The organism is Flagellimonas allohymeniacidonis (assembly GCF_004296335.1).
In the GTDB taxonomy this organism is placed as follows: Bacteria; Bacteroidota; Bacteroidia; order Flavobacteriales; family Flavobacteriaceae; genus Flagellimonas; species Flagellimonas allohymeniacidonis.
The window spans coordinates 93575-114372 of record NZ_SGIU01000002.1; the positions used below are offsets into that span (position 1 = coordinate 93575).

Sequence of the window (20798 nt, forward strand, 5' to 3'; positions counted from 1 at the left end):
ATCTTTAGCCCAATTTAGAATTCACTCATGAAAGTAAAGGATATCGCCCGAATTTTAGAAGAACTTGCCCCATTGGCCCATGCCGAGGATTTTGACAATACAGGTCTTTTAGTTGGTGACCCCCATACGACTGTAACCGGGGTTTTGGTGACATTGGACACTTTGGAGAATGTTATCGATGAAGCTATTCGGAAAGAGTGTAATCTGGTAATAAGCTTTCATCCCATTATTTTTAAAGGCCTTAAGAAGCTTACAGGCTCCACCTATGTTGAACGGGTAGTAATGAAGGCTATATCCAATGGTATTTCCATATACAGTATGCATACCGCTTTGGATAACAGTCCTCTGGGAGTTAATGCCAAAATATGTGAAGTACTGGGCATTCAAAATCCAACGATTTTGATTCCAAAAAAGAGGACCCTCAAAAAGTTGACCACCTATGTCCCCAAAGATCAAGCCAATGCTCTAAAAGAAGTGCTCTTCAACGCTGGAGCTGGGGCCATTGGGAAATATGACCATTGTAGTTTTACCACCGAGGGCATAGGTAGCTTCAAGGCTACTGAGGGAGCCAATCCCACCGTGGGAGCCATTGGCCAAACCCACTATGAGGATGAAGCCCAAATCAATGTTGTCTTCTCCTTTGAAAAGGAGAAGAACATTTTACAGGCTTTGTTCAAAAATCACCCTTATGAGGAGGTTGCCTATGAGATTTTTACCCTGGATAACCAAAATCAGGATATTGGTATGGGAATGCTAGGCAGTCTCCCGAAAGAAATGGAGGAAAAGGCTTTCCTGGAGCTGGTGAAACAAAAAATGGGCACACCAACTATCCGACACTCTGAATTTCAGGGCAAAACGGTTAAAAAAGTGGCCGTACTTGGAGGAAGTGGTGCGTTCGCCATTTCAGCTGCAAAGCGGGCCAAAGCGGATGTATTCTTAACCGCAGACCTAAAATACCATGATTTCTTTCAAGCAGAAAAAGAATTGCTTCTTGCGGATATTGGACACTTTGAATCTGAGCAGTTTACAAAAGACCTATTGGTTGACCATCTTAGAAAAAAAATTACTAATTTTGCAGTCGCGTTATCGGAAAGTATAACGAATCCCATCAAGTATTTATAAAAATTTATGGCGACGAAAAACGACAGCATTACCGTTGAGGAAAAGTTAAGAGCACTATACGATTTACAACTTATTGATTCCCGGGTTGATGAAATAAGAAATGTAAGGGGCGAACTCCCTTTGGAGGTTCAAGATTTGGAGGATGAAGTGTTGGGTCTTAAAACTCGTATGGATAAGTTAAAGACTGATGTAGAAACCATAAATTTTGAAATTGCCGCCAAGAAAAACCTTATTGAAGAGTCCAAAGGGCTCATCAAAAAATATTCTGAGCAGCAAAAGAATGTACGCAACAGCCGCGAATTTAATTCCTTGAGCAAGGAAGTTGAGTTTCAAGAGCTCGAAATACAACTTGCTGAAAAGAACATCAAGGAGTTCAAAGCGCAAATCGACCAGAAAAAAGAGGTCGTTGCTGACACCAAGGAAAAACTTTCTGAGCGAGAAAATCACCTTAAACACAAAAAAGGTGAGCTTGATGCCATTTTGGCTGAAACCGAAAAGGAAGAAAAAGCGCTTCTCAAAAAATCAGAGGAGTTTGAAGAGAAAATTGAGGAAAGACTAATCCATGCTTACAAGCGGATTCGCAACAACGTAAAAAATGGTTTGGCCGTTGTTCCTGTTGAAAGAGGAGCTTCTGGAGGATCCTTCTTTACTATTCCACCTCAGGTTCAGGCAGAAATTGCATCCAGAAAAAAAATTATCACTGACGAACATAGTGGAAGAATTTTGGTAGACCCCATGCTTGCCGAAGAAGAGCAAGAAAAAATGCAAGGGCTTTTCTCCAAAATCTAACGAATTCAGTTACTCATACCGCAAGCCACCCTTAAGAGGTGGCTTTTTTATTTTCTTTGTAACATGAAAAGGTTTCCAGTTTTGATGATTTTCATGTTTATGCTTACATCCCATGCACAAGAAGGGATGCTCAAATACCGATGGAAAAAGAGGTTGGTCGTTTTGGTCAGTAAGGACTTTAATGACTCAATACCCAAAGTGCAGCTTGACTTGTTAGATCAAGAAAAGGAAAGAATGAAGGACCGGGACATGCTTGTTTTGAGAACAAGCGCAAAATCAGAAGCACTCGGCGAATTTAGCATTTCGAACAATTTCGAAGGTGTCCTTTTGATTGGTAAGGACGGAGGCATAAAAGCCCGTTATCCCTTTATCGTAGAACCGTCTAAACTGTTTGAAATTGTGGATGGTATGCCAATGCGGAAAGCGGAAATGCGAAGAAAAAAGGGCAATTAACGAGATAACAATTGTACCATTTTTTGCTCCACTACTTCTGAATCCCAAATGGTCTCAATATTGGGTAGTCGCATTACCTCTTGCATTATGGCTTCCTGTTTGTCACCAATGGCCAAAGCTTCTGCATACGGCCTTTCTGAAAATGTTACCCGGCTGTACACCGGAACCCACTTCTCTGGATGTCGCTCTGCAAATCTTTTTTCAATCTTTTTTTGAAGGAGAAACATGGGGTCGGCCGTTTTGCTGCTCATTTCCATAAAATTCCGGTAGCTCAACTCGGCAATGGCATCTGCATTAGGTTTACGCTGTATTTGGTAGGCTTCAAAAATAGCTTCCCAATCATCCCCGTTCGATTCAATCAATTGGTCCAGTGCGTAAATGTCTTCAAAGCCCGCATTCATACCTTGACCGTAAAAGGGAACAATGGCGTGTGCAGAGTCCCCAACCAAGGCAACTTTGTTCCAATAGGTCCATGGGTAACACTTCATGGTCACCATGGCACTGGTCGGGTTTTTAAAAAAATCCTCGGTTAAATTTTCGATTTCCTTGCGTACATTGGGGAAATACGACTTGAAAAATGCTTTTGCCTCTTTTTCCGTAGTGATATTTTCAAAGGAAACCTCTCCTTCAAAAGGCATAAAAAGGGTGCAGGTAAAACTTCCATCCAAATTGGGCATGGCAATCAGCATGAATTGTCCGCGAGGCCAAATGTGAAAAGAGTTTTTGTCAAGTTTATGCCTTCCATCCACATTTGCGGGAATGGTCAGCTCCTTATAGCCAACATTGATAAAATGCTGGGAATAGTTGAACCTACTGCGCCTTTGCATTTTATGGCGAACTCGGGAAAAGGCACCGTCACAACCAAAAATGAGGTCAAATTGATATTCTTTCCATTCACTTTTTTCAGTTTCCCCAGTGTAGACCTTAGTTTCGGGTAAATCAACATCCCAGACCTTTTCATTAAACCGGAATACCGCTCCAGCCTCCTCTGCCAAATCAATCATTTTTCGATTCAAAACTCCACGGGAAATGGACCAAATGGCTTCTCCTTCCTTACCGTAATTTTGGAAGTACACAGGTTTATCATTCACATGCATGGCCCTCTTTTCCAATGGAATGGCAATTTTCTTGATTTCATCCTCCAAACCCACTCTCCGGAGAGCCTTCCAGCCCCTATTGCTCATGGCCAGATTAATGGAACGGCCCGAAAACTGAACCGTTCTGATATCTGGTCTGCGATCAAAAATTGTAACCGCATGTCCCCGTTTTTTTAAATAAATGGCTAAAAGTGAACCCACCAATCCCGAACCGATGATGGCAATATTTTTTGCAGTTTGCGCCATGAAATGACTTGAGGTCAATTTGTTGTTGAGAAGCTAAAATAAACAATTAAACCCTGAACAAAGTTTTTCCAACAATCCTTATACACTAAGAATTTAATTTTGTTTATCTTTTATGTAAATTTGTTAAACAAAATATGAATTACTTCTCCCAACACTCTTTAGAGCACCTGCCATCACGTCAACGGGCCAATCTTATCAACACCATTACGGGATATAAATCGGCCAATCTCATAGCTACACGTACTCCTCAAGGGACCACCAACCTTGCTATTTTTAACTCTGTAATACATTTGGGAAGTAATCCGGCCCTTCTCGGTTTTGTACTTCGCCCCTTAACGATTAGGCGCCATACCTATGACAACCTGAAGGCGACCTCGTGCTTCACGGTTAATGCCATCACTCAGGAAATGTATCGTGAGGCCCATCATACTTCAGCCAAATATCCCGAAAACGAATCGGAATTTTCCATGACTTCATTTACGGAAAGCTATAAAGATGGTTTTGAAGCACCCTACGTTCAGCAAAGCCCTATTCAAATAGGGTGTCGCTATGTAAACGAATATGAAATCAAAGAAAACGGTTGCATTCTAATGGTGGGTGCCGTTGAGCATATATACGTGGTCCCAGGACTTTTGCATGAGGACCATTGGGCTCAATTGGATAGAGCGAAAATAATGTCCGTCGTCGGGATAGACGGATATGCTTTACCCGAGCTCGAAGACCGTTTGGCCTATGCTCGACCCAATCTGACACAAAAATCCATTCTCGATGGCCCACAAGAAGGTTAATCTACCCACCAAAATATGTGCAATCTGCGAGAAGCCATTTGTGTGGCGCAAAAAATGGAAACGCAACTGGGAAGAAGTAAAACATTGTAGTGAACGCTGTAGAAAATCAAAACAACATGCATAACAGTCTAGTCTGGTTCAGAAATGATTTAAGAGTAGCTGACAACAACAGTCTTTCGGAAGCTTTAAAAGCAGATAAGGTAATTGCCGTTTATTTTTTCGACCCAAGGCAGTATGCCATGGATGCCTTCGGTTTCAAAAAAATGGAAAGGTTTAGGGCAAAGTTCTTGCTGGAAACCGTCGCCCAACTGCAAGAAAATCTCAAAAAACTGAACATCACCCTACTTACTTATCATGCCAAACCTGAGGACATCCTCCCTAATTTAATTGAAAAGCATCGTATAGGCAGTCTGTATTTGCAAAAAGAATGGACCAGCGAGGAAACCAAGGTCTTGAATTTGGTCAAAGGTCGACTTCACCGAAATATTTCCATTGTTGAAACCTATGACCAGTTTTTGTTCCATCCTTTGGATATTCCATATGCCTCCTTTCAGGCAATACCAAATGTGTTCACGCAATTCAGGAAAAAGTGTGAAAAAATGGTCGTTGTACGCCCCAGCCTTCCAGAACCTACGGCAAAACCAATAGAAAATCAAATTGAGAATCCTACATGTCTTCCCACATTAGCCGAGTTGGGCCTTCAAACTTTTGTAACTGACCCCCGAAGCGCCTTTCCCTTCAAAGGAGGCGAAAATGAGGCGTTGAACCGACTTCAAAACTACTTTTGGGAAACCAAAAAGCTGGCGTATTACAAAAAAACACGCAACGGACTTGTGGGTACGGACTACAGTTCCAAATTCTCACCTTGGTTGGCCAATGGCAGTATTTCCGCACGCACAGTTTATTGGGAGGTAAACCGTTTTGAAAAGGAAATCAAGAAAAATCAAGATACCTACTGGTTAATTTTTGAGCTTATATGGCGGGATTACTTCAAGTACGTTTCCATGAAATATGGAAATCAAATTTTCAAAATAGGTGGAATCTTAAATAAAGAATATGCATGGGGCCAAGATGAAAAACTGCTAAACCCATGGATTAATGGCAACACCTCGGAAGCTTTTGTCAATGCCAACATGATAGAGCTTAGGGAAACCGGCTGGATGAGCAATCGGGGACGTCAAAATGTGGCCAGCTATTGGGCCAAGGAGCTTGAACAGGATTGGCGCATCGGTGCTGCCTATTTTGAATCCATGCTCATTGATTATGACGTTCACAGTAATTGGGGCAATTGGATGTACAATAGTGGGGTGGGCAACGACCCCAGAGACCGGAAGTTCAACATTAAACGGCAAGCGGATATGTATGACGCCAACAGCAAGTTCCAAAACCTTTGGTTGCAAGAAACACTTTTTTAAAAAATGAAAACACTGCGACTAGTTTTAGGGGACCAATTGAATTTGCACCATAGTTGGTATGCCCATACAGATGATGCCGTAATCTATGTGATGGCAGAAATGCGCCAAGAAACAGATTACGTGAAGCATCATGTTCAAAAGGTAGTAGGGTTTTTTCTTGCCATGCGGAATTTTGCGCAATCACTTCGGGAAAAAGGACATCAGGTAATCTATTTTGAAATAGGTGATTCTGAAAATCCACAAGATTTAAATCGAATCGTTAAGAATCTAATTTCCAAACATGCTATAGAAAAATTCGAATACCAACTCCCAGATGAATATCGTTTAGATGGACAGTTATCCAACATATGTGGTTCCTTAGATATTTCCTCTGAAGCGTTTGACACGGAACATTTTTACACAGGTCGATATGAATTGAGGGATTTCTTCCAAGGCAAAAAGCAGCTCATCATGGAAAATTTTTATCGCATGATGCGCAAAAAGCATGACATCATGATGGTAAACGGGCAACCGGATGGCGGTAAATGGAATTTTGACCAAAGCAACCGTAAAAAATGGAAGGGCGATCCTGCCATTCCAAAGGAATTGAACTTAAAAAAGGAAGTAACTAATATCCTTGAAAAAATAAAAGACGCAGGGGTAACTACATTTGGGAACATTGACCCCAAAACTTTTAATTGGCCTGTTACTGAAGAAGAGTGCAAAAAGCTATTGGAGTATTTCTGTGAAAAGCTTCTTGTACATTTTGGTGATTATCAAGATGCGTTTCACACGGATGAAAAGTTCTTGTTCCACTCCCGATTGTCCTTTGCGATGAACAGTAAAATGCTATCCCCCAAACAAGTTGTGGACACCGTTTTGGAATATTATTATAAAAACACCTCTGACATCCATATCTCCCAGGTGGAAGGTTTTGTAAGACAGATTTTAGGATGGCGCGAATATATGAGGGGTATTTACTGGAAAGAAATGCCTGCTTACAAAGAACTCAACGAGCTTGACAATCAAAACCCTTTACCTGATTTCTTTTGGACAGGGAATACCAAAATGAACTGCCTGAAGCACTCCATATCGCAAAGCTTGGACGAGGCGTACTCCCATCACATTCAACGATTGATGATTATTGGAAATTATGCTTTGCTCACCCAAATACACCCAGATGAAGTAGATGAATGGTATTTGGGTGTATACATTGATGCCATCGAATGGGTGGAAATCACCAATACCCGAGGAATGAGTCAATTTGCGGATGGAGGAATCGTAGCCACAAAACCTTACGTAAGCAGTGCGAACTACATCAATAAAATGGGAAACTATTGCCAAGGATGTCACTATAAGCATTCTGAAAAAATCGGGGACACGGCTTGTCCCTTCAATGCATTGTATTGGAACTTCTTGGATGAGAAAAAATCCTATTTTCAGGATAACCAACGAATGACGATGATGTTGAACCTCCTTAAAAAGAAAAACCCGAAAGAATTATCGGCCTTAAAACAGCGTGCCAAGGAGATAATAGAACATCCAGAGCAGTTTTAGCACTTTTTAACATAAAACCTTGAACTTTTGGTACTGTTGTTGCCGTATATATTATGAATATTCCGCTTCGGCGTCCATATATATGCAGAAAGTCCTTCGTAGTTCATACGAAGGACTTTTTCCCTTTTAAAAGAAATTCTTCTATTCTAAAATCCCGTCAACGATTCCGTATTCAACAGATTCCTCAGCACCCATCCAGTAATCCCTATCAAAATCTTTCATTACCTTTTCATAGGTCTGTCCACAGTTTTCAGCCAAAATTTTAGCACCCAAATCTTTGGTCTTGATGATTTCCCTGGCCTGAATCTCAATATTCGAAGCTTGGCCCTGGGCACCACCACTGGGCTGATGAATCATTACTCGTGCATGGGGCTGGATAAAACGTCTCCCCTTTTCACCTACGGATAACAAAATAGAACCCATAGATGCCGCCAAGCCGGAACAAACGGTTGAAACTGGGCTTTTGATTTGCTTAATGGTATCATAGATTGCAAATCCGGAAGTAACATAGCCTCCAGGGCTGTTAATGATCAGCTGTATTTCGTCATTGCTTTGAATATCTAAATACAACAAGCGGTCGATTACATGTTTTGCCGAATCGTCATCCACCATTCCCCATAAAAACACTTTGCGTTCCTCCAATAATTTCTCTTGGACCAATTCGTTGACTTTTCCTTTTTTTGAACTCATTTTTTGTTTGTTGAAAGTTTCAAAATTAATCAAATTCAAAGGATTTATGGGTCATCATCTCCAGTTGTTCGGTTAAAAACCCTTAAGACTTGATTTCCACCTTTTCAGAGACTACATCCTTTATGGGAATCACATATTTTCCAGACTTGGTGACCAAAGTAAGGCTATTGTTTTCGATGGCCTCAATGGTCCCAGAATATTCACCGATAACCACCTTATCTCCAACAGCATACGTTCTTCGGGTGTAAAAAGACCGCAACATATCGGTGATCACATCACGAGATCCCAAGCCCAAGCCGAGGGCGAAGGCTAACAAAAAAGCCCCCAAGATCATAGTAATATTGTTGGTAATTATTGTGGTGTCTATCCCTGCTTGATTCAAGGCCGTGATGGAAATAAAGATGACAATGATGTAAAACAACAAGTTGCTGACCACATTGGACCCCGAAAACTCAAGACTGTCAAAAAGCCTTTTCACTGTGGTCTTAACAAAGTTACCCACATAAAGCCCAATCATCATAAGGGCCAAGGCACTGAACAATCGGGGCAGATAGCGCAGAAGGTTTCCAATTTCGGTGGAAATGATTTCCCAGCTTAAAATGTCTGCGGCCACGATCAGGAAAACCAAAAGCAAGAGCCATTTTACAAACCCCAAGATGATTTTTATGATATCAAACTTAAAATCGCCTTTGCCGAAAAGATTCATTTCATTGATCTTATCACTGAGGGTATCCATTTTGGCCAATTTCAAAATCTTTCCCAAAACAAAAAGGATGATTTTGGTAACCAGCCAGCCAATGATCAGTACAATGAGGGCACCAATGATTTTAGGCAAGGCAGATGCAATATCCCTTCCCATGGTTATCAGGGAATTAAAGGTCAGGTCTTTCCATTCGTTTATCGTTTCCATTTGTATCGTTTTAGTGTTGTTTTAATTATTGCCAAGTGTTTTAAATAGCCTGCGAAGCGCAGAACCGATATTGAACGAGAACAGGGAACCCAAATCCATGATAAGCTTGGCCGCTGCGATATCGTTCATTACTTTTTTCTTCATCCCTGGGGGAACTTCCCGCAAAGAAGCTTCCAATTCTTTAAAAGGATTTTTCATCTTTTTTGCCATGGTCTACAGGGTTTTATAGGTTTCCATCAATCTTTCTTTAGCACGTTTTAAGCGCATTTTTACAGCACTTTCTCCAATTTCGAGCAGTGTCTCAAGGTCTTTTATGCTTGCCCCATCTTGATACTTCAGCAACAAAATGGATTTGTCTTCCGCGGTAATAAGGTCCAATGCCTTCTTTAATTTTTTGGCCTTCATTTCAAACAGGCTCTCGTCAGGCACTTCTTCGGAAAGCTTGTACTCGGTGTTCTCCATGGGAACCGACTTGTCGCTCATTTTTCGTTGCTTGTTCCTGTTGACATAATTGACACAGAAATTGTACGTAAACGAATACAGCCAAGTAGAAAATTTTGATTTTCCCTTGAACATTTTAAGCTTTATGAAAAGCTGTAGAAATACGTCTTGCGTCAAATCTTCCGCCTCATCATCCGATTTGGCAAAGCCATAGCATTTGTTGTAGACCATCTTCGCATAGCGGTCGTACAACTTTCCAAATAGCATTGGATTATTGTTTGCAACAATTTGAGCTACCAATTGCTCATCCGAAAGGCTGGAATACGGGTCATTCTCCTCCAATGATGCTTTATCAAGGTTATTTATAAGAATGAGAAACAGCCTCTTTAAAAAAGTCACTGGATACGCTTGTTATTGGTGGTTAGTTCTTGGCTTATACCTTCCCCAAGATAAGTGAAAACAAGGTATCTTTGAATCAAAATTCAAACATGAAACCATTCCTAAGCGTTATTTGCCTTTTCACCATCCTCATTTTTGGATGCAAGACCGAACCAAAAAAAGAAACAGCCTCAGAAATCAAGGAGGAAAAATCCGTTTTGGAAAAAATTGCGGATGCGCATGGCTTTCAAAATTGGAACTCTGTAAAGGAATTTCATTTTACATTCAATGTAGATCGAGACAGTTCACATTTTGAACGCAGTTGGGTTTGGAAGCCTAAATTGAACGAAGTTACTGCCATGAATTCCAAGGATACCATTACCTATGCGAGGAGTGACATGGACAGCATTGCTTTTAAGGCCAATGCAGGTTTTATCAATGATCGTTATTGGGTACTGGCTCCTTTCAATCTGATTTGGGATCAAAAGAATTTTGAGCATACCTATGTTGAGAATGCTACCGCACCCATCAGCAAAAAAACCATGCAGAAATTGACCATTGTTTACGGTAATGAGGGCGGCTATACGCCAGGTGATGCGTATGACTTTTACTTCAATAACGACCATATAATCCGTGAGTGGGTATTTCGAAAGAGCAATCAACAAGAGCCTTCAATGACCACCTCTTGGGAAAATTATGTGGAGCTCGAAGGTTTGGTATTGGCCCAAGACCATAAAAAAGCCGACGAGGTCTTCAATTTGAATTTCACGAATTTGAAAGTGGTAAACTAGAGCGTCATTTTTTCTTTCGCAGGAAGAATGTAATGGCCAAAACGAAGATCACACAACCCAATAGGGCATAAAAACTATGCCTTAATGATGCTTCCTCCGCCAGAAATCCAAGGATAACAGGGCCTATCAAAAATCCTGAGTATCCTGTTCCAGCTATAAAAGCTACGCCTTGAGCAGACTCTACACCTTTGACATTGCCCCCAATGCGGAATAGTTCGGGAACAATTACAGAAAACCCCAACCCATTAAGGGCAAAGCCGACAATGGCCAAGAGGGTGTGACCAGAAAGTACGGTACCATAGCCCACTATGGCAATTACGGACCCCAAAGCAACAATATTGACAGAACCTATCCGTGAGCTTATACCATCGCCCAAGAATCGTCCTACGGTCATGGCCGTCGAAAATGCTAAAAATCCTGCTCCGATAAGAGCTTCGGGAGCCAAGGTAATCTCCTTAAGATAAAGTCCACTCCAGTCCACAATGGCACCTTCACTGCCCATGGCAACAAAACCAACCAAGCCCAACAACAACAGCGGTTTGAAAAGTTTAAGGCTAAAGGGTTCTTTTTCTATGGGAGCCGATTTAATATGATAATAATGCCGTTTGAAATACAAATTGACCACAAAAACAAGAATCACTGTTAACAACATGTGCAAAGGAGGGTTGTTGAACAAGGGAATCAAAAAGCTACCCAGTCCTGCTATCACACCGCCCAGACTAAAAAAGCCATGTGCTGCTGACATAAAATTCTGTTTGTCCTCCTTTTCAATTTCTGTCACCAAGGTATTCATGGAAATATCGGTGAGCCCGTTAGAAGCTCCAAATACAAAAAGGGCACCCATAAGTAAATAATAGTTCGGTACAAAAAGTGGAAAAAGGGCAGCTACGCTACTTAACACTACGCCATACCAAGTAGCACGACCTACGCCTAACTTGTTTATGATGGTGGAAGCCAATGGAAAAATGGTAAAAACGCCTAGCGACAGGCAAAAAATGGCAATCCCTAAATCAGCCTTATTGATCCCCAAATTCTCTTTTACCGATGGAATATAAACTGCCCAGGTTCCAAACCAGATGTTTAAACTGGCGAACACCCACGCGGGAGCAAAATACCTGGGATTGGAAAAAATAAGTTGTAATGATTTCATAGCGATATAACAGCGACAAAGTAATTATAGAAAAGAATAAACCTGTAGCATAAATTATTCTAGTTTAAGGACATTATATTCCCATATGGCCTCTTATTTGTTTAAAAAAGATAATTTTAACCCATGAGACCGATGGTAGAGACCGTTAATGTAGCTGCGAATACCTCCTTCAAAGTGGAGACCTATAGTAATTCCCATTCTTGTGGATCTGCAGGCTGGCACATACACCCTGAGTACGAGTTAGTATTCGTGAGAAATGGCTCGGGCAGTTTACGCATAGGAACTGAGAAAAGGTCGTATGCCAATGGCGCATTGGTGTTTTTAGGTGGTAATATTCCACATGCGGACTTTGGAAACAAGGACCGAGAAGATAATCTGGAAGTTGTTGTTCAGTTCAAAAAAGAATTTCTTGAGGAAAAAATAAAGGTATTTCCAGAGCTTACGAAAATCAAAAAATTAGTTGAAAAGTCGAAACAGGTATTGTTGTTTGGTGAAGAGGTACATCACCGCTTGGGAAATGATTTCCTACAGTTCCGTAAGTTAGATGAACAAGGTAGCTTGGTGAAACTACTCTATTTGCTCGATGAACTATCCAAAAATGTGCCATACGAAACCCTGTTTGACTCTTTCACAAGGAGCACTTACAAAAGGGATGAAATCAAAAGATTGGAAGATACCTTCGAGTATGTTAATGAACGGTACGATCAAAATATCTCTGTAAGTGAAATCGCCAATCGGATAGGGCTTACCCCAAATTCCTTTTGTAGATTCTTTAAGCGTATGACCCAGAAAACTTTTATCGGTTTTGTAAATGAGTTTAGAGTGGAAAAAGCGGTAGAACTTTTTCGGGAAGAAAACACTTCCATTTCGGAAGTAATGTATCGATCAGGGTTTAATGACCCTTCCTATTTCGCCCGGCAATTTAAAAAGTATCAAGGGCAAACACCTTCCGAATATCTAAAGGGCAAATACAGCTAACACTATTTGCTGAGAATACCTTCTTTTAGAATCTGACCAAAATGGTACATATCGCTGTAGGAGCAATAAAACGGTGCGGGCCCCAATCGAATTACATTGGGTTCACGCCAGTCGGTAATCACACCATTTTTCATCAGGTAATCGAACAAGGTCCTTCCTTCCCCATGAAGGAAAACCGAAAGTTGACAACCCCGTTCCTTGGGCGTTATCACTTCAAAGGTGCTATCGACTTCTTTGTCTATTTCTTGTAAAACGAATTCGAGATAGGACACAATTTTTTTCTGTTTTTCTAGCAAAGCATCCATGCCAACCTCATCGAATAATTCCAAGGAGGCCAAATACGGCGCCACGGAAAGTACGGGAGGATTGCTAAGTTGCCAGGCATCGGCAGTTTCTATTGGGTCAAACTGGGGTTGCATTAAAAAACGAGTCTCTTTTTTGGTGCCCCACCAACCTTCAAATCTGGGAATGTCGGTTTTTCCCAAATGTCTTGCGTGAATGAATATTCCTGAAGCATTCCCAGGGCCGCTGTTCATATATTTATAGCTGCACCAAGCCGCAAAATCAACATCCCAATCATGAAGTTTCAACTCAATATTACCAGCAGCATGCGCCAAATCCCATCCCACAAAAGCACCTACCGACTTTCCAGCTTTTGTTATTTCCTTCATGTCGAATACCTGGCCGTTATAGTAGTTCACACCACCAATCAAAATCAAAGCCAATTCATCTCCAACAGTTTCGATGGTGTTTAATATATCCTCGGTTCTCCAAAAATGCTCCCCATCCCTTTTTTTGACTTCAACGATGGCCTCATTGGGGTCCAATCCATGAAACCTTACCTGACTTTGCAACATGTACTGATCGGAAGGAAAAGCTTTCTCCTCACATAGAATCTTATATCTTTTCTGGCTGGGTCGGTAAAAGGACACCATTAAAAGATGAAGGTTGACGGTAAGGGTGTTCATAACGGATATTTCCTCTGGGCTAGCACCCACTACCCTGCCTAAACCCTTAGCGAGTCGTTCATGGTAATCCCACCAAGGTTTTTCGGCATAAAAGTGCCCTTCAACTGCCAATTCGCGCCAATCTTTCATTACATCATCCACAAATTTCTGGGTACGCCTGGGCTGCAAACCCAAGGAGTTTCCGGTGAAGTAAATCACGTCTTTTCCATTAACCTGAGGATAATGAAATTCACTGCGATATTTGGCTAAAGGGTCATCGGCATCAAGCTGATTGGCGAATGCCAAGGTATTTTGGTATGATAGGATTTCCATTCTCCAAAAATACGATATGTAGGTCGAATTAAAGTGCTTATGAATCGAGCCTCATTTCTATAATGTGCTTTTTAAACCCTACCTTCTCATAGGCTTTAATGGCAGGAGTATTGTCATCATATACGGTGAGTCGAATTTCGGTGAGACCCTTCTTTTCTGACCAATTTTTCAACTCTTCCACTATCATCGCATTAACGCCCATGCCCCGAAAGTCGGGATGGGTGTACATAAAGCCTAAATAGGCATAATATTCATGATCAAGGTAGTGTCTTGCCCGCTTGGCGATGGCATAACCCGAAGCAATGATTTTACCTTCTTCTTCGGCTACCACAACATGGGCATTTTCGTCCCCTAGCATCTTTGCCAAGTCGTAATAATGGACCGGGTCTTTATCAATCGTTGGGTCGAAAGGTCGTTCGGCCTTTATGATTTCCTGCTCAAAATTGAGCAATACCTCCAAATCGGCAATTGTAGCCTTACGTACAGAACCTTTAAAGGTTTTCATGTTTTGATTCTCATTTACAAACAGAATTTCTAATGTACTTCTTTTCTATATTTTTGCGAAAACTACAGCATGCATTTCCTTTCCCCAATTTTGGAAAACTACATAGAAGAGCACTCGCAGGAAGAACCAAAACTATTAAGAGAACTGACTCGAGAAACCCATTTGAAGGCCGTGCGACCTAGAATGATTACCGGGCATTTTCAAGGTAGGGTGCTTAGCATGATATCAAAAATCATTGCACCCAAAAAGATTTTGGAAATTGGCACATACACGGGTTACTCAGCACTTTGCTTAGCCGAAGGACTTCAGAAAAATGGAGCGTTGCACACTATCGAAATCAACGAAGAACTTTTGGAACTACAGCGTAAATATTTTGAAAGAAGCCCGTATGGCAGTCAAATTGTACAACACATTGGAGACGCATTGCAAATTGTTCCAGAATTGGATGAGGTTTTTGATTTGGTATTTATTGATGCCCAGAAAGTAAGCTACGACGCTTTTTTTGAAGCTGCTCTACAAAAAACTAAGGCTGGCAGCATCATTTTGTCCGATAATGTGCTGTGGTCAGGTAAAGTGGTAGAGCCCATTGAAAAATCGGATAAGGCTACCGAAGCTCTGGTGCGTTATAACGAAAAACTTAAAAAAGACCCAAGGGTTGAGACGGTACTGCTTCCTATTAGGGATGGACTGACATTGAGTCGGGTTTTGTAAAGCGATTAAAAGCCAGATAAAAAATCAACGCTAGGAGAACTCCTGCAAAAGCACCGGCCATTACATCCAACGGGAAGTGTACTCCAAGATACAACCTGCTATAGGAGAACAGCAAGGGCCAAACAAAAAACACGGGGGCCCATTTAACTTTTTCGCGTAAAAAGAGAAACACCAAAAGAGTTATGGAAAATGAACTCGAGGCATGGCCCGAAAAAAAACTATAATCGCCCGGCGTTTTCAGAATACGCATCATAGCATTTATGGATTCGTCATTGCAGGGTCGTAAACGTTCTGACCAAATCTTCACGAATTTCGCCAACCAGGTAATCAAGAACGCAAGTACGGCCACAAGGGCAAATTTTGACAATGCTATTCGTCTAGGAAACTTAATAAATAAAAGAAGTCCAAAGATGAGAAAGAGGGGAATCCAAGTACTGATTTTGGTAATGATGAGCCAAAAAAAGTCGTATTTCTCAGAACCTAATCCATTTAAATAAAGTAAGACTTCCTTGTCCCATTGAATCAAGCGCTCAAACATGGGGCTATTGCCTTTTGATAGTACCTGTTACCTCATCGACATTTTTCTTCACCTCGTTGAGTTCCTCACGAATCTCTTTGGTAAAGTCAGTGTCGATGCCCTGTTTTTCAGCACTTTTTTGGATTTCTCTTTTGATATCATCCGTGGCATCCCGCAATTGGCGCATTCCCTTGCCCAATCCTTTGGCAATTCCAGGAATTTTATCCGCACCAAACACCATCACCACAATGAAGAGGATGAAAAAGATTTCGGCACCACTGATGAATAGAAAATACATGAAACAAATATAGTGAGAACTTCAAAAGGAAAACAAAAAGCCCCGTGAAATCACAGGGCTTTTAAATTTTATTTGGGATTTCTTACTTCCCTTTGATGCTTTCCTTGAATTTGTCAAAATCGGATTTCTCCTCTTTTTTAGGCCAAGAATTATTAGCAGTATCAATATCGGCAGTCTCCAATTTAGGATCAACCACAATACCTACCAGTTCTTTTTGTGTGGCCAATACGCGCTTAACCTCAGCGTCGTTCTTTCTCCAAATTTCTGGAGGATAGGTAACACTTTCCGTGCTTCCATCGGCATAGGTGTATTCAACGATCAAAGGCATTGGAATTCCACCTGGCTTGTCGAAGGTAATTTCGTAAAAGAATTTAGGTTCTTCTACTTGCGCCCTTTCCTCGGCGGTCATGTTGTCCATCATGAATTCTTTCAGGTTTTGTGAAATCTCAGTCGGACTTTTGCCTTTAAGTTCAGGTAAAAAATCTTCACTGTCTTCTTCGGCAAGGTATACCAGCGGTGGGAAATCGGCCTCTGTTAGGTTACGGTCTTCCATATACTTTTGCATTTCTTGGTTCGGCTTGGAAGAAACGTAGTATTTTTTAACGCCCTTCACCCCAATATCAACATAATCGGTGGTGTAGAACCAACCTCTCCAATACCAGTCCAAATCAACTGCAGAAGCATCTTCCATGGTTCGGAAGAAATCCTCAGGGGTTGGGTGCTTGAACTTCCATCGTTGCGCATAGGTTTTAAAAGCATGATCGAACAGCTCCTTGCCCATTACGGTCTCTCTCAGAATATTCAGTGCAGTTGCTGGTTTGCCATAGGCATTGGGTCCAAGCTTGTATACATTTTCTGGATTGGACATGATTGGTGCAATAAAATCTTGGTCACCACTCATGTAAGGAACAATCTTAGAAGGTTCGCCTCTTCGAGAAGGGTAATTCTCATTGGGAGCTACAACTTCTGGGAAGTTCTTTCCGAATTCCTGCTCTGCCAAATATTGCATAAAGGTATCCAAACCTTCATCCATCCATCCCCATTGACGTTCATCTGAATTTACAATCATTGGGAAGAAGTTATGTCCTACTTCGTGGATAATAACACTGATCATTCCATACTTGGTTCGGTCTGAGTATGTCCCATCCTCATTGGGTCTTCCATAGTTCCAACAAATCATGGGATATTCCATCCCTTGGTTTTTGGCGTGCACGGAAATTGCTTTGTGATAAGGATAATCAAAAGTATGCTTGGAATAGGTATGTAGAGTCTGCACCACAGCTTTGGTGGACATGTCTTCCCATAAAGGATTGCCCTCTTTAGGGTAAAGCGAAACTGCCATAACGTCTTTTCCACCGATTTTTACGGCCTGCATATCCCAAATGAATTTTCTGGAAGTGGCAAATCCGTAATCACGTACATTGGTTGCCTTGAATTTCCATGTCTTTTTATTTTCGGAAAATCCTTGTTCCGCAGCTTCAGCCTCTTCTTGGGTAACAATGAGAACAGGCTTATCATAAGATTTTTTGGCCTGTTTGTATCGCTTCATCATTTCCTTGGAAAACACCTCATCGCGGTTTTGCAATACTCCGGTCGCATCCAAAACATGGTCTGCAGGTACGGTGATGCTCACATCATAATTTCCAAAAGGCAGAGCAAACTCTCCACTGCCCCAGAATTGATGGTTTTGCCATCCTTCTACATCACTATAAACCGCCATTCTTGGGAAAAACTGGGCAATAACGTACGCCCTGTTTCCGTCTTTTGCAAAGTACTCAAACCCAGAACGGGCACGGTTAACGGTATGATCGGGAATATTGTACCACCATTTGATGGAAAATGAGATTTTCTCACCACTTTTCAATGGTTGGGGAATATTCAACCGCATCATGGTTTGATTAATGGTATACGACAAAGGCTTCCCACTGGCATCTTTTACAAAATCTATGTTAAAACCACCATCAAAGGGTTCAGTAACATAGGTCTGGGCAAAATTTCCGGCGGTATACGCAAAATTGACCCCATTCCCATTTCTAAGAGGGGACTTTGAGTCCTTGGCCCGTACATTTTGATCTAGCTGCACCCAAAGGAATTCCAAGTCCTCGGGCGAATTGTTGTGGTAAGTAATGGTTTCCTCACCGTAGATTTTAGCGTTCTTATCGTCCAGTTCGATATTCATGACGTAATCAGCCTGCTGCTGATAGTAATCTGGTCCTGGAGCTCCAGAGGCAGAGCGGTAGGTATTGGGAGTGGAAAACTCCTCATAGAGCTGCTTGAACTTGCTCTGATTATAATGACCAGGCTTCCGTTCTTCTTTGACTTCCTCCTCTTGGGCCATCCCAAGGGCGCCGAAAAGAAACAATAAGGAAGCAAAACAATACTTGATTTTGTTCATTTCTTTTTTGATTTTAAAACGTGGGAAAATAACTTTTTTTTAACCAAATCTTAAGAGATCGCTATAAGTTTAACATTCCTTTATTATTCTCTTTGAAGAGTACAAAACTTTTCTTTTTTCCATTCCACTTGAAATGCACGATATTCTGCTGCTCATCAAATAAATCGGTCAAAATTTCATTTTGGAAAGCTACCGAGTTAAGATCATCCAACTTTACATCTGAAAGCTCCAAGTAGCATATGATCACATCGTTATCGTAAGCTTTGCCCAGAAATTGATAATCTACCTTTTCTCCATCGAGTTCTAGCACAAATTTGGCCCTAAAATACTTCTCGATATAGGTCTCGGCAATAGTTGACTCCCGATTTGTGGCCAAATTACTGGTCACTCCATACCGTTCTTGCAAAACAGCCTCCAAATCATCAATAAAAATACGGCTGGTGATTTGTAATGAATTGTTCTTTTCGGAGTATTGAATATTGGTCACGCTAACATAAAACTTGTGTGCAAAACCAAAAGACATCAGCCCCAACACAAGGGTCACTAAAACTGTAGATTTCAAAATTCGTATCATCTGTAATCTTTTCATCATTTTTTTCTGGGAAGGTATCCTCTTAAGGGCAAAGCCCATGCCAAATCTAATCAAGTTTGTTGTTCGCCCGGTAAGTCCGACTCTTGGTTACCATAAAATCCCATATGCGTAGCTTATCTCTGGAATTGACAACCTCTTTAAATCCCTCATCCACCTCGCAGAAATACATAAAATCATCTATTTTTTCCATTGGAATTTTTAAAGTGGTCACAAAAAGGGAATCCACATAGAAGTTCTGGACCCTTTGAGTGCGGGCATATTTTTTGTCCACCTTGACCCTATTTTTGAGCATTTTGGTGCGTCCTGTAATGGCATTTATTAGAGGATCTAACGGAGGGCTAAGAATCATCCCGGCATTGAATTTTGGCCCTGCCGCCTGTTGTAATTTTCTTTCGCTTTGGGTCTTAATTCTAACTTGTGCATTGGGAAGTCCTAAAGCTTCAGCACTAACATCTTTTTCCAATTGAAGTTCCTCCAAATCTTGATCAAGGTTTCCTGATAAATTAAACGGTTTAACCACAACTTCGTCGAGTTCATTAACGAAAACTTCGAGAGGAACCGTAACAAAATTGGAATTGAAAATTACTGCATTTACCGACAGTACTTTTCTTCTGAACTGGACCGCTGAAAACACCAAAGTATCGTTGAGACGTACTCTAATGGAAAACCCGCCATCCATATCGGTAATTACTGCCCGATTCATTGAGATGTTTTGCACGACCACCCCAACAACATCTTTATCATTTGCAGAAACCCGACCCATTAATTCTTTGGAAGTTCTGGTTTGTGAGAGCCCCAAATACACATTAATGAACAGGAGTATAAAAAGGAGGCTATTCCTCATTCAGCTCGACCAAATAATTTTTGCTTTGTGATACCAAAAAATCAATAAGCTGAAATTCATTTTCCTTGCGCAATAAGGTTTGGGAAGGAATTTTATCGTCGCAGTACAACAGAAAGGCATCGATTTTATCCTGTGGAAGTTTTAGGTCAACCACAAAGAACTCATCGTCATAAACCTGACGAAGCACTTCACTGACTTTGAGGGGAGTTCTTTCCACACCCTCTTGATTTCTCGATTTAAAAAGTGCCTTGAAAATATTGACGAAGTTCAGGCCATCCTGCATCCCTCGAACAGTGCGGGACTCAGCAACATTTTCCACTTCGGTGCCTCGGTCGATCTCATATTCAAATCCCTTAAAATCTTCATTTTTAACTTCCAAGAATTTCTTCTGATTCTCTGGGCTTACCACAACCTCGTCCAGCTCACGAATTTTTTCCGTAACCTCAACAACAAGTCGATTATTACGTAATATATCGTCCGTAATGGTCACCACCTCTAACTGATAGTTGACCGCTGTAAATACCAATTGATCTCCTGTCTTTACCATAATAGCAAACCGCCCATCATCATTGGTTATGGTCGCCGTTTCGGCAGTGGCATTGATGACATTTTCATTGGCCACGTTGTTTCCTCGATACAATACCGTTCCCCGTAACATTTGCCTTCCATCTTGAGCTAAAACCAACGTCGTCAAAGAGGAGAACAGCAAAAAGAGAAGGAATTTCTTCATAAAATAACGTTTAGCTTTTGTTAAAGAAAACCTTTGGGACGGAGATAAAAAAATAATTCGATTCTAAACTTTTGTTAATTCTGGCAAAACTACATTGAAACCACAAAGTTCATTCAGCCTTGAACCAAGACATTTTAACGGT

The 20798-nt window shown here is 41.2% G+C and carries 24 protein-coding genes; 10 read left to right on the forward strand and 14 right to left on the reverse strand.

Annotation, left to right across the window (positions count from 1 at the left end):
* The first annotated feature begins 27 nt into the window (after nt 1–27).
* From EW142_RS08700 to EW142_RS08710, 3 genes are all read left to right on the forward strand, one after another.
* The gene (locus EW142_RS08700; RefSeq protein WP_130612779.1) at nt 28–1122 is read left to right on the forward strand and encodes a Nif3-like dinuclear metal center hexameric protein; all 1095 of its coding nucleotides are present in this window, start codon (nt 28–30) and stop codon (nt 1120–1122) included.
* A 6-nt stretch (nt 1123–1128) separates the two neighbouring features.
* Nucleotides 1129–1911, forward strand: coding sequence for a zinc ribbon domain-containing protein (locus tag EW142_RS08705; protein WP_130612781.1), 783 nt, complete (start codon nt 1129–1131; stop codon nt 1909–1911).
* Between the two features lie 63 nt (nt 1912–1974).
* The gene (locus EW142_RS08710; RefSeq protein WP_130612784.1) at nt 1975–2364 is read left to right on the forward strand and encodes a DUF4174 domain-containing protein; all 390 of its coding nucleotides are present in this window, start codon (nt 1975–1977) and stop codon (nt 2362–2364) included.
* Here EW142_RS08710 and EW142_RS08715 read toward each other — a convergent pair.
* Nucleotides 2361–3707, reverse strand: coding sequence for an FAD-dependent oxidoreductase (locus EW142_RS08715; RefSeq protein WP_130612785.1), 1347 nt, complete (start codon nt 3705–3707; stop codon nt 2361–2363). The genes EW142_RS08710 and EW142_RS08715 overlap by 4 nt on opposite strands.
* Before the next feature lie 134 nt (nt 3708–3841).
* On the opposite strand from EW142_RS08715, the gene EW142_RS08720 reads away from it, so the two are divergent.
* From EW142_RS08720 to EW142_RS08735, 4 genes are read left to right on the forward strand one after another with little or no spacing between them, the layout of a single operon-like run.
* Nucleotides 3842–4495: a flavin reductase family protein gene (locus tag EW142_RS08720; protein WP_130612788.1), complete on the forward strand. Its 654-nt coding sequence runs from the start codon at nt 3842–3844 to the stop codon at nt 4493–4495.
* The gene (locus tag EW142_RS08725) at nt 4476–4619 is read left to right on the forward strand and encodes a DUF2256 domain-containing protein (protein WP_130612791.1); all 144 of its coding nucleotides are present in this window, start codon (nt 4476–4478) and stop codon (nt 4617–4619) included. Before EW142_RS08720 ends, EW142_RS08725 begins: the two co-directional genes overlap by 20 nt.
* The gene (locus EW142_RS08730) at nt 4612–5910 is read left to right on the forward strand and encodes a DASH family cryptochrome (protein WP_130612793.1); all 1299 of its coding nucleotides are present in this window, start codon (nt 4612–4614) and stop codon (nt 5908–5910) included. The genes EW142_RS08725 and EW142_RS08730 overlap by 8 nt, the downstream gene beginning before the upstream one ends.
* Before the next feature lie 3 nt (nt 5911–5913).
* A complete protein-coding gene (locus tag EW142_RS08735) occupies nt 5914–7446 on the forward strand; it encodes a cryptochrome/photolyase family protein (RefSeq protein ID WP_130612796.1) in 1533 nt (510 codons plus the stop codon).
* A gap of 141 nt (nt 7447–7587) precedes the next feature.
* On the opposite strand, the gene EW142_RS08740 is transcribed toward EW142_RS08735, so the two are convergent.
* The 4 genes from EW142_RS08740 to EW142_RS08755 form a co-directional block, all read right to left on the reverse strand.
* Nucleotides 7588–8136 carry a ClpP family protease gene (locus EW142_RS08740; RefSeq protein WP_130612799.1) on the reverse strand — a complete coding sequence of 183 codons (549 nt, stop codon included), beginning with the start codon at nt 8134–8136 and terminating at the stop codon, nt 7588–7590.
* An 82-nt stretch (nt 8137–8218) separates the two neighbouring features.
* The gene (locus tag EW142_RS08745; protein ID WP_130612802.1) at nt 8219–9046 is read right to left on the reverse strand and encodes a mechanosensitive ion channel family protein; all 828 of its coding nucleotides are present in this window, start codon (nt 9044–9046) and stop codon (nt 8219–8221) included.
* Nucleotides 9047–9067: 21 nt separating this feature from the next.
* The gene (locus tag EW142_RS08750; protein WP_130612805.1) at nt 9068–9256 is read right to left on the reverse strand and encodes a hypothetical protein; all 189 of its coding nucleotides are present in this window, start codon (nt 9254–9256) and stop codon (nt 9068–9070) included.
* 3 nt (nt 9257–9259) lie between these two features.
* A complete protein-coding gene (locus EW142_RS08755) occupies nt 9260–9886 on the reverse strand; it encodes an RNA polymerase sigma factor (protein WP_130612807.1) in 627 nt (208 codons plus the stop codon).
* An 89-nt stretch (nt 9887–9975) separates the two neighbouring features.
* On the opposite strand from EW142_RS08755, the gene EW142_RS08760 reads away from it, so the two are divergent.
* Nucleotides 9976–10656 (forward strand): hypothetical protein, encoded by a 681-nt coding sequence (locus EW142_RS08760; protein ID WP_130612810.1) that lies wholly within the window; start codon nt 9976–9978, stop codon nt 10654–10656.
* Between the two features lie 4 nt (nt 10657–10660).
* On the opposite strand, the gene EW142_RS08765 is transcribed toward EW142_RS08760, so the two are convergent.
* Nucleotides 10661–11806 (reverse strand): MFS transporter, encoded by a 1146-nt coding sequence (locus EW142_RS08765; protein WP_130612813.1) that lies wholly within the window; start codon nt 11804–11806, stop codon nt 10661–10663.
* Between the two features lie 123 nt (nt 11807–11929).
* Between EW142_RS08765 and EW142_RS08770 the strand changes: the two genes are divergently transcribed.
* Nucleotides 11930–12784, forward strand: coding sequence for an AraC family transcriptional regulator (locus EW142_RS08770; protein ID WP_130612816.1), 855 nt, complete (start codon nt 11930–11932; stop codon nt 12782–12784).
* Nucleotides 12785–12786: 2 nt separating this feature from the next.
* Here the strand turns inward: EW142_RS08770 and kynU are convergent, their stop codons facing one another.
* Nucleotides 12787–14064 carry a kynureninase gene (gene kynU / locus EW142_RS08775; RefSeq protein ID WP_130612819.1) on the reverse strand — a complete coding sequence of 426 codons (1278 nt, stop codon included), beginning with the start codon at nt 14062–14064 and terminating at the stop codon, nt 12787–12789.
* A gap of 37 nt (nt 14065–14101) precedes the next feature.
* The gene (locus EW142_RS08780; RefSeq protein WP_130612822.1) at nt 14102–14569 is read right to left on the reverse strand and encodes a GNAT family N-acetyltransferase; all 468 of its coding nucleotides are present in this window, start codon (nt 14567–14569) and stop codon (nt 14102–14104) included.
* A gap of 69 nt (nt 14570–14638) precedes the next feature.
* On the opposite strand from EW142_RS08780, the gene EW142_RS08785 reads away from it, so the two are divergent.
* The gene (locus EW142_RS08785) at nt 14639–15280 is read left to right on the forward strand and encodes an O-methyltransferase (RefSeq protein ID WP_130612825.1); all 642 of its coding nucleotides are present in this window, start codon (nt 14639–14641) and stop codon (nt 15278–15280) included.
* Here the strand turns inward: EW142_RS08785 and EW142_RS08790 are convergent.
* The 6 genes from EW142_RS08790 to EW142_RS08815 form a co-directional block, all read right to left on the reverse strand.
* Nucleotides 15246–15818 carry a phosphatase PAP2 family protein gene (locus EW142_RS08790; protein ID WP_130612828.1) on the reverse strand — a complete coding sequence of 191 codons (573 nt, stop codon included), beginning with the start codon at nt 15816–15818 and terminating at the stop codon, nt 15246–15248. The genes EW142_RS08785 and EW142_RS08790 overlap by 35 nt on opposite strands.
* A 4-nt stretch (nt 15819–15822) precedes the next feature.
* The gene (locus EW142_RS08795) at nt 15823–16095 is read right to left on the reverse strand and encodes a Sec-independent protein translocase subunit TatA/TatB (RefSeq protein ID WP_130612831.1); all 273 of its coding nucleotides are present in this window, start codon (nt 16093–16095) and stop codon (nt 15823–15825) included.
* An 82-nt stretch (nt 16096–16177) separates the two neighbouring features.
* Nucleotides 16178–18490 (reverse strand): M1 family metallopeptidase, encoded by a 2313-nt coding sequence (locus EW142_RS08800; protein WP_130612834.1) that lies wholly within the window; start codon nt 18488–18490, stop codon nt 16178–16180.
* Nucleotides 18491–18551: 61 nt separating this feature from the next.
* On the reverse strand, nt 18552–19082 hold the full coding sequence (locus EW142_RS08805) for a DUF6702 family protein (protein WP_240740191.1): 531 nt from the start codon (nt 19080–19082) through the stop codon (nt 18552–18554).
* Between the two features lie 46 nt (nt 19083–19128).
* Complete coding sequence (locus EW142_RS08810; RefSeq protein WP_130612837.1) at nt 19129–19926, reverse strand: hypothetical protein; 798 nt, start codon at nt 19924–19926, stop codon at nt 19129–19131.
* Nucleotides 19916–20656, reverse strand: a complete 741-nt coding sequence (locus EW142_RS08815) for a carboxypeptidase-like regulatory domain-containing protein (RefSeq protein ID WP_130612840.1) — start codon at nt 20654–20656, stop codon at nt 19916–19918. The genes EW142_RS08810 and EW142_RS08815 overlap by 11 nt, the downstream gene beginning before the upstream one ends.
* Nucleotides 20657–20798: the final 142 nt, after the last annotated feature.